The organism is Hephaestia sp. MAHUQ-44 (assembly GCF_023806085.1).
Taxonomy (GTDB): domain Bacteria; phylum Pseudomonadota; class Alphaproteobacteria; order Sphingomonadales; family Sphingomonadaceae; genus Sphingomonas.
Map to the genome: position 1 here is coordinate 1 of NZ_JAMSLX010000030.1, position 5,558 is coordinate 5,558.

Here is a 5,558-nt window from a genome sequence, read left to right on the forward strand (position 1 = left end):
TCATATGCGTGCGCTGGCGGTCTAATGAAAATCCCGCGAGCGCGGCAGGATGCGGACGTCGCGGGGATGACCGTGCCTGCGGACGGGCGGGTGTGGGGCCTCGTCAGCGCGAGGACTTTCGGACAGGCGGTCGAGCTCGGCGGTGCGGTCGACGATGCGCGTCGCCATCAGGTGGACGACACCCTCGCGGCTCCTTTGCACCTCGCCTTCGACCAGCATCAGCCGCGACGCCATCACCGCACGGCGATAACGTTCGAAATGGCGCGCCCAGAGCAGGATGTTGGCGATCCCGGTTTCATCCTCGATGGTGATAAAGATCGCATTGCCCTTGCCGGGCCGCTGGCGGATCAGGACGACGCCGGCGCAGCGCACCCGCGCGCCGTTCTTCGCCGCCCCCGCCTCCGCGCAGCTCAGCACGCCCTCGCCTTGAAAATGGGAGCGGAGGAAGGCCATGGGATGCGCTTTCAGCGACAGCCGCGTCGTCTGGTAATCCGCCACCACATGCTCGGCGAGCGGCATGGCCGGGAGGCCGGCATCGGGCTCCTCGCCAAGCTCCCGCGCCCTCGCGGCGGCGAACAGGGGCAGTTCCCCTGTCGGCGTCCGGCGCGCCTCCCACAACGCCTCCCGCCGATCGAGTCCGATAGAGCGGCAAGCATCGGCATCGGCGAGCAGCCGCAACGCGCGCGGCGGAAGCCCAGCCCGCCGCGCCAGCGTTTCGACACCGTCGAAGGCCTTGGTCCGCGCCGCGACGATCTTTCGCGCCCAATCCTCCCGGAAGCCGTCGATCTGCCGGAAACCGAGTCTCAGCGCGAGCGCGCCGTCCGCCCGCTTCTCCAGGCTGCTGTCCCACAGGCTCGCGTTGATGTCGGCGACGCGCACCTCCACCCCATGCTCGCGCGCATCGCGAACGAGCTGCGCGGGCGCATAAAAACCCATCGGCTGGGAATTGAGCAGCGCACAGGTGAAGACCGCCGGATGGTGGCATTTGATCCACGCCGAGACATAGACCAGTTTGGCGAAGGACTGGGCGTGGCTCTCGGGAAAACCGTAGCTGCCGAACCCCTCGATCTGCCGGAAGCAGCGTTCGGCGAAGTCTTGGGCATAGCCTCGCACCACCATGCCGTCGATCAGCTTCTCGCCATATTGGTCCATGGTGCCGACATTGCGGAAGGTCGCCATCGCGCGGCGCAGCCCATTGGCCTCGTCGGGCGAGAAATCCGCCGCGACGATGGCGAGCTTCATCGCCTGCTCCTGGAACAGCGGCACGCCATAGGTCTTGCCGAGCACCTCCTTCAACTCGTCCGGGTCGTGCGGCGGCGCGGGCGAAGGCAGGATCGCCACCTCCTCCCCGCAGCGCCGCCTCAGATAGGGATGGACCATGTCGCCCTCGATCGGCCCCGGCCGCACGATCGCGACCTGGATGACAAGATCGTAGAACTCCTTGGGTCGGAGACGCGGCAGCATGTTGATCTGGGCCCGGCTCTCGACCTGGAAGACGCCGATGCTGTCGCCCTTGCAGAGCATGGCGTAGGTCGCCGGGTCCTCAGGCGGAACGCTGGCAAGCACATAATCGCCGAGCCCTTCGACGCGCATCAGTTCGAAGCTTTTGCGGATGCAGGTGAGCATGCCGAGCGCAAGCACGTCGACCTTCATCAGGCCGAGCGCGTCGATATCGTCCTTGTCCCATTCGATGAAGGTGCGGGCCTTCATCGCCGCGTTGTGGATCGGCACCGTCTCGTCCAGCCGGTCCTCGGTCAGCACGAAGCCGCCGACATGCTGCGACAGATGGCGTGGAAATTCGAGGAGCTGATCGACCAGTTCCTTCAGCCGCGCAATCTCCGGATTGTCCGGATCGAAGCCCGCCTCGGCATAGCGTTTTTCGGGCATTTCGCTCGCATAGTTTCCCCAGATCGTGCTCGCGAGCCGCTGGGTGACGTCCTCGGAGAGCCCCAGCGCCTTCCCCACTTCGCGCACCGTGCTGCGCGATCGGTAATGGATGACTGTGGCGGCGATCCCGGCGCGGTGGCGGCCGTACCGCTCATAGACATATTGCATCACCTCCTCGCGCCGCTCATGCTCGAAATCGACGTCGATATCGGGCGGCTCCCCGCGCTCTTCCGAAAGAAAACGGGTGAACAGCAGGTTGTTCGCGATGGGGTCGATCGCGGTGATGCCGAGCAGGTAGCAGACCGCCGAATTGGCCGCCGATCCCCGCCCCTGGCAGAGGATGGGCGGATCCTGCGCCCGCGCGAACCGCACGATGTCGTGGACGGTCAGGAAATAGCAGGCGTAGTTCTTGCTACGGATGAGGGTGAATTCCTCGTCCAGCACCTTCACCAGCTTCGGCGGCAAGCCGTCCGGATGGGCCTTATGCGCCGCCTCCATGACGAGATGTTCGAGCCAGCCCTGCGGCGTCCAGCCTTCGGGCACCGGCTCGTGCGGATATTCGTAAGCGAGTTCGTCGAGCGTGAAGGTGATGCGGGGCAAAATGTCAGCGGATGCCGCCACCGCCTCCGACCACCCCCCGAACAGCCGCGCCATCTCCTCGGGACTTTTCAGATGCCGCTCGGCATTGGCGGCAAGCCGCCTGCCTGCCTCCATGATCGTCGTCTTTTCGCGGATGCAGGTGAGGATATCGTGGAGCCGGCGTTGCTCCGGGGTCGCATAGAGCGCGTCGTTGGTGGCGAGGAGCGGTACCCCTGCCTGCTTGCCCAGCCGCGCCAGCCTCTCCAGCCGCCGGCGGTCAGTCCCGCCGCGCGGCATGGTGACGCCGAGCCAGACCGCCCCCGGCCGCGCCTCGGCCAGCCGGCGCAGGACGAATTCGTCCCCTTCGCCTGCCATGACGATCAGCAGCAGGTCTTCGCTATGGCCGAGAAGATCGCCGCAGTGCAGGATGCAGTCACCTTTCTCGGCGCGCAGATTGCCGGTGGTGAGAAGGCGCGTCAGCCGCCCCCAACCGAGGCGGGTCGCGGGATAAGCGATGACATCCGGCGTCCCGTCCGCGAACACCAGCCGCGCGCCGACGACGAGCCGGAAATCGATATCCTCGCCCAATTCCTTCTTCGCCGCGACCCGCGCGTTTCTCAGCGCGACATGGGCGCGCACCACGCCCGCGACGCTGTTGCGGTCGGCGATGCCGATGCCGGTCATGCCAAGCTCGATCGCCCGCGCCACCATGGCCGCCGGGTGGGATGCGCCGCGCAGGAAGGAATAATTGGTCGCGGCGACAAGCTCGGCGAAGCGCGCGCTCATGCGAACAGGCCGTGGATATACCAGTCGGGGTCCGCCTTTTCCTCGTAGAGGCCGTGGCGGAAGACCCAGAAGCGGCGGCCGCGCGCATCCTCGACCCGGTAATAGTCGCGGGTCAGCCCCTTGCCGTCCTTGCGCCGCCACCATTCGGCGGCGATCCGCTCGGGCCCCTCGAAGCGCCTCACCTCGTGCAGCGCGCGCCGCCAGCGGAAGCGGTGCGGCGGGCCATCCGGCACCTCGGCGATCACCTCGATCGGCTGGGGCGGGTCGAAGAGGTGGATGGGCCTTAGCGACGGTTCGCCGAGCGCGGACACGGGCCATATGGCGGGTCCGCTCGCCTCCACCGCCGGTAGGGCAAGCTGCGCCTGTTCGGGGATATGGCTGTCGCACGGGGCGAGCCGCTGCACCCGGCCCCGGCCGAGCCTGGTGCTCAGCCGGTCGACCAGCGCCGCCACCGCCGCCTCGCCGACAGCGCCGCCCTCGAGCTTCAACTGGGTCGCCGCCAGCGGCTCGATCAGCGGCACCGACAGCCGGATGAGGTCGAAGCCGAAGCCGGGGTCGACGGGGTCGCTCAGCCGCTCGACCCGGTCGCCGAACAGCCGCATCACCCTTTTGGGGTCGCGCGTCGGCTGGCTGGTCTCGATGCCGAGCGTCCGGGTGAGGCCGTCGCTGCGGAAGAAGACGGCCTCGAAGCGCCGCCCGCCGTATTTGCCCTCCTCCAGCGCCCGCCCCGCCTCCCCGGCCAGTTCCTCCAATATGGCGAGCGCATATTCGGTCCGCGCCACCGGCTCGGCGAAGCGGCGCTCGACGATGATCGACGGCGGTACGCGGCGTGGCACGATCGGGCTGTCCGCTTCCCCCAATAGCCGGCGAAGCGCGGCCACCGCCTCGCCGCCGAAGCGCGCCGCGATCGTCACCATCGGCCGCGCGGCGACGTCGCCCACCGTCTTGAGGCCGGCGCGCTGGAGGCCGAGCGTCGCTTCCGGCTCCAGCCGTAGCGCCGCCACCGGCAGTCGCCGGATCGCCGCCGCCTCGTCAGCCGCGGGCAGCGCCTGGTAGCGGGCGAGCGCATGGGCGGCATCGGCGGTGTCGGCAAAGGCATGACGCAGCGTCATGCCGAGGTGCGCGCATCGCATCTCGATGTCGGCCGCCAGCCCCGCCTCCCCGCCGAAGAGATGCGCGCATCCGGCGATATCAAGCAGCAGCCCGTCCTCGGGGTCGATTGCGACCATCGGCGTATAGCGCCCGCAGCCGTCCGCGATCCGTTCCAGCCAGTCCTGGTCGGCATGTTCGTCCTGGTCGAACACCAGAAGGTCCGGCACCCGCGCCCGCGCATCAGCAAGCGCAAGCCCCACCTCCAGCCCCAGCGCGCGCGCGCGCGCATCGACCGCCACGAGCCGGAGCGCGCCCTTCACCTTCTCTATGCAGGCGATGGGCGCGTCAGGCCGTGCGGCGAAGCGCTCCGGCTGCCGGATCCTCAGCCGATCCGTGGGAAGGAAGGGGAACCATAGCGCCAGATAGCGCCGGCTCCCGGAAGGCACATCGGTCACGGTCCCACTCCAGGCGCCACCGCATGCCCGACGGGCCGGCGCGGCGGCGCAGCAATTCGATATCCAGCATCACAGGACCGGGGGCATTGGCCTCCAGCCCGTCGGACGGCGCCGCCACCACCCGCCAGCGCGTGTCCGCCGCGCTCGGCACTGGCTCGGCACCGAGGCGGAGCATCAGCACGGTGACGCCCGACTTTTCCGCCGCCAGCGCCAGCCGCCGGCTCGCGGTCAGATCCAGTGCGGGGAGTTTGCCCCACCCTTCGACCACGAGAGCGCCCAACCCCGCGCAGCGCGCCGCATCCGCCGCGCTCCGGAGCAGCGCGACCGGATTCGGCGCCGTCACCAGCAAGAGCGCGTCGGGATCGCCGCCCAGTTCGGCGAAACCCGGCCCATGGAAGCGCCCGCACCGCCGCTCGGCATCGTCGGTCCTCAGCCACACCACCGCCGATCCGGCTGTCCGCGCACGGATCGCCAGCATCGCCCCAAAACCTGTGACGCTGCCGGCATCCTCCGCCTCGGCCGCGAACATCTCATGCAACCGCCCCCGCGCAAGGCCGCCACCAAGCACGGCATCGAGCCCCGCATGACCGAGCGGGAACGAGCCCTCACCGCCCTCACCGCCAGCCCCTTCGCCCCCGGCAAGCCGTCGCAACGCGGCGAGATGTTCGATCGACTCGTTCATTTCAAATGTTCTCGCTATGTTCCTTATAGCGCTTTGGACCTGTTTTTTGTCAAGCGATCAGCGCAGGACTGCCAACA

At 68.6% G+C, this 5,558-nt stretch carries 3 protein-coding genes; all 3 read right to left on the reverse strand.

Features of this window, described 5'->3' with window-relative positions:
* Positions 1–21: 21 nt before the first annotated feature.
* From NFE57_RS16460 to NFE57_RS16470, 3 genes are read right to left on the reverse strand one after another with little or no spacing between them, the layout of a single operon-like run.
* Positions 22–3,252 carry an error-prone DNA polymerase gene (locus tag NFE57_RS16460; RefSeq protein WP_252136676.1) on the reverse strand — a complete coding sequence of 1,077 codons (3,231 nt, stop codon included), beginning with the start codon at positions 3,250–3,252 and terminating at the stop codon, positions 22–24.
* Positions 3,249–4,799: a Y-family DNA polymerase gene (locus tag NFE57_RS16465; protein WP_252136677.1), complete on the reverse strand. Its 1,551-nt coding sequence runs from the start codon at positions 4,797–4,799 to the stop codon at positions 3,249–3,251. The genes NFE57_RS16460 and NFE57_RS16465 overlap by 4 nt, the downstream gene beginning before the upstream one ends.
* Positions 4,690–5,481 carry an ImuA family protein gene (locus NFE57_RS16470; protein WP_252136678.1) on the reverse strand — a complete coding sequence of 264 codons (792 nt, stop codon included), beginning with the start codon at positions 5,479–5,481 and terminating at the stop codon, positions 4,690–4,692. Before NFE57_RS16470 ends, NFE57_RS16465 begins: the two co-directional genes overlap by 110 nt.
* Between the last annotated feature and the right edge of the window lie 77 nt (positions 5,482–5,558).

Excerpts from the sequence above, each read along its gene's own strand:
- NFE57_RS16460 (WP_252136676.1), bottom strand. The coding sequence starts at position 3,252 with ATGAGCGCGCGCTTCGCCGAGCTTGTCGCCGCGACCAATTATTCCTTC.
- NFE57_RS16470 (WP_252136678.1), bottom strand. The coding sequence starts at position 5,481 with ATGAACGAGTCGATCGAACATCTCGCCGCGTTGCGACGGCTTGCCGGG.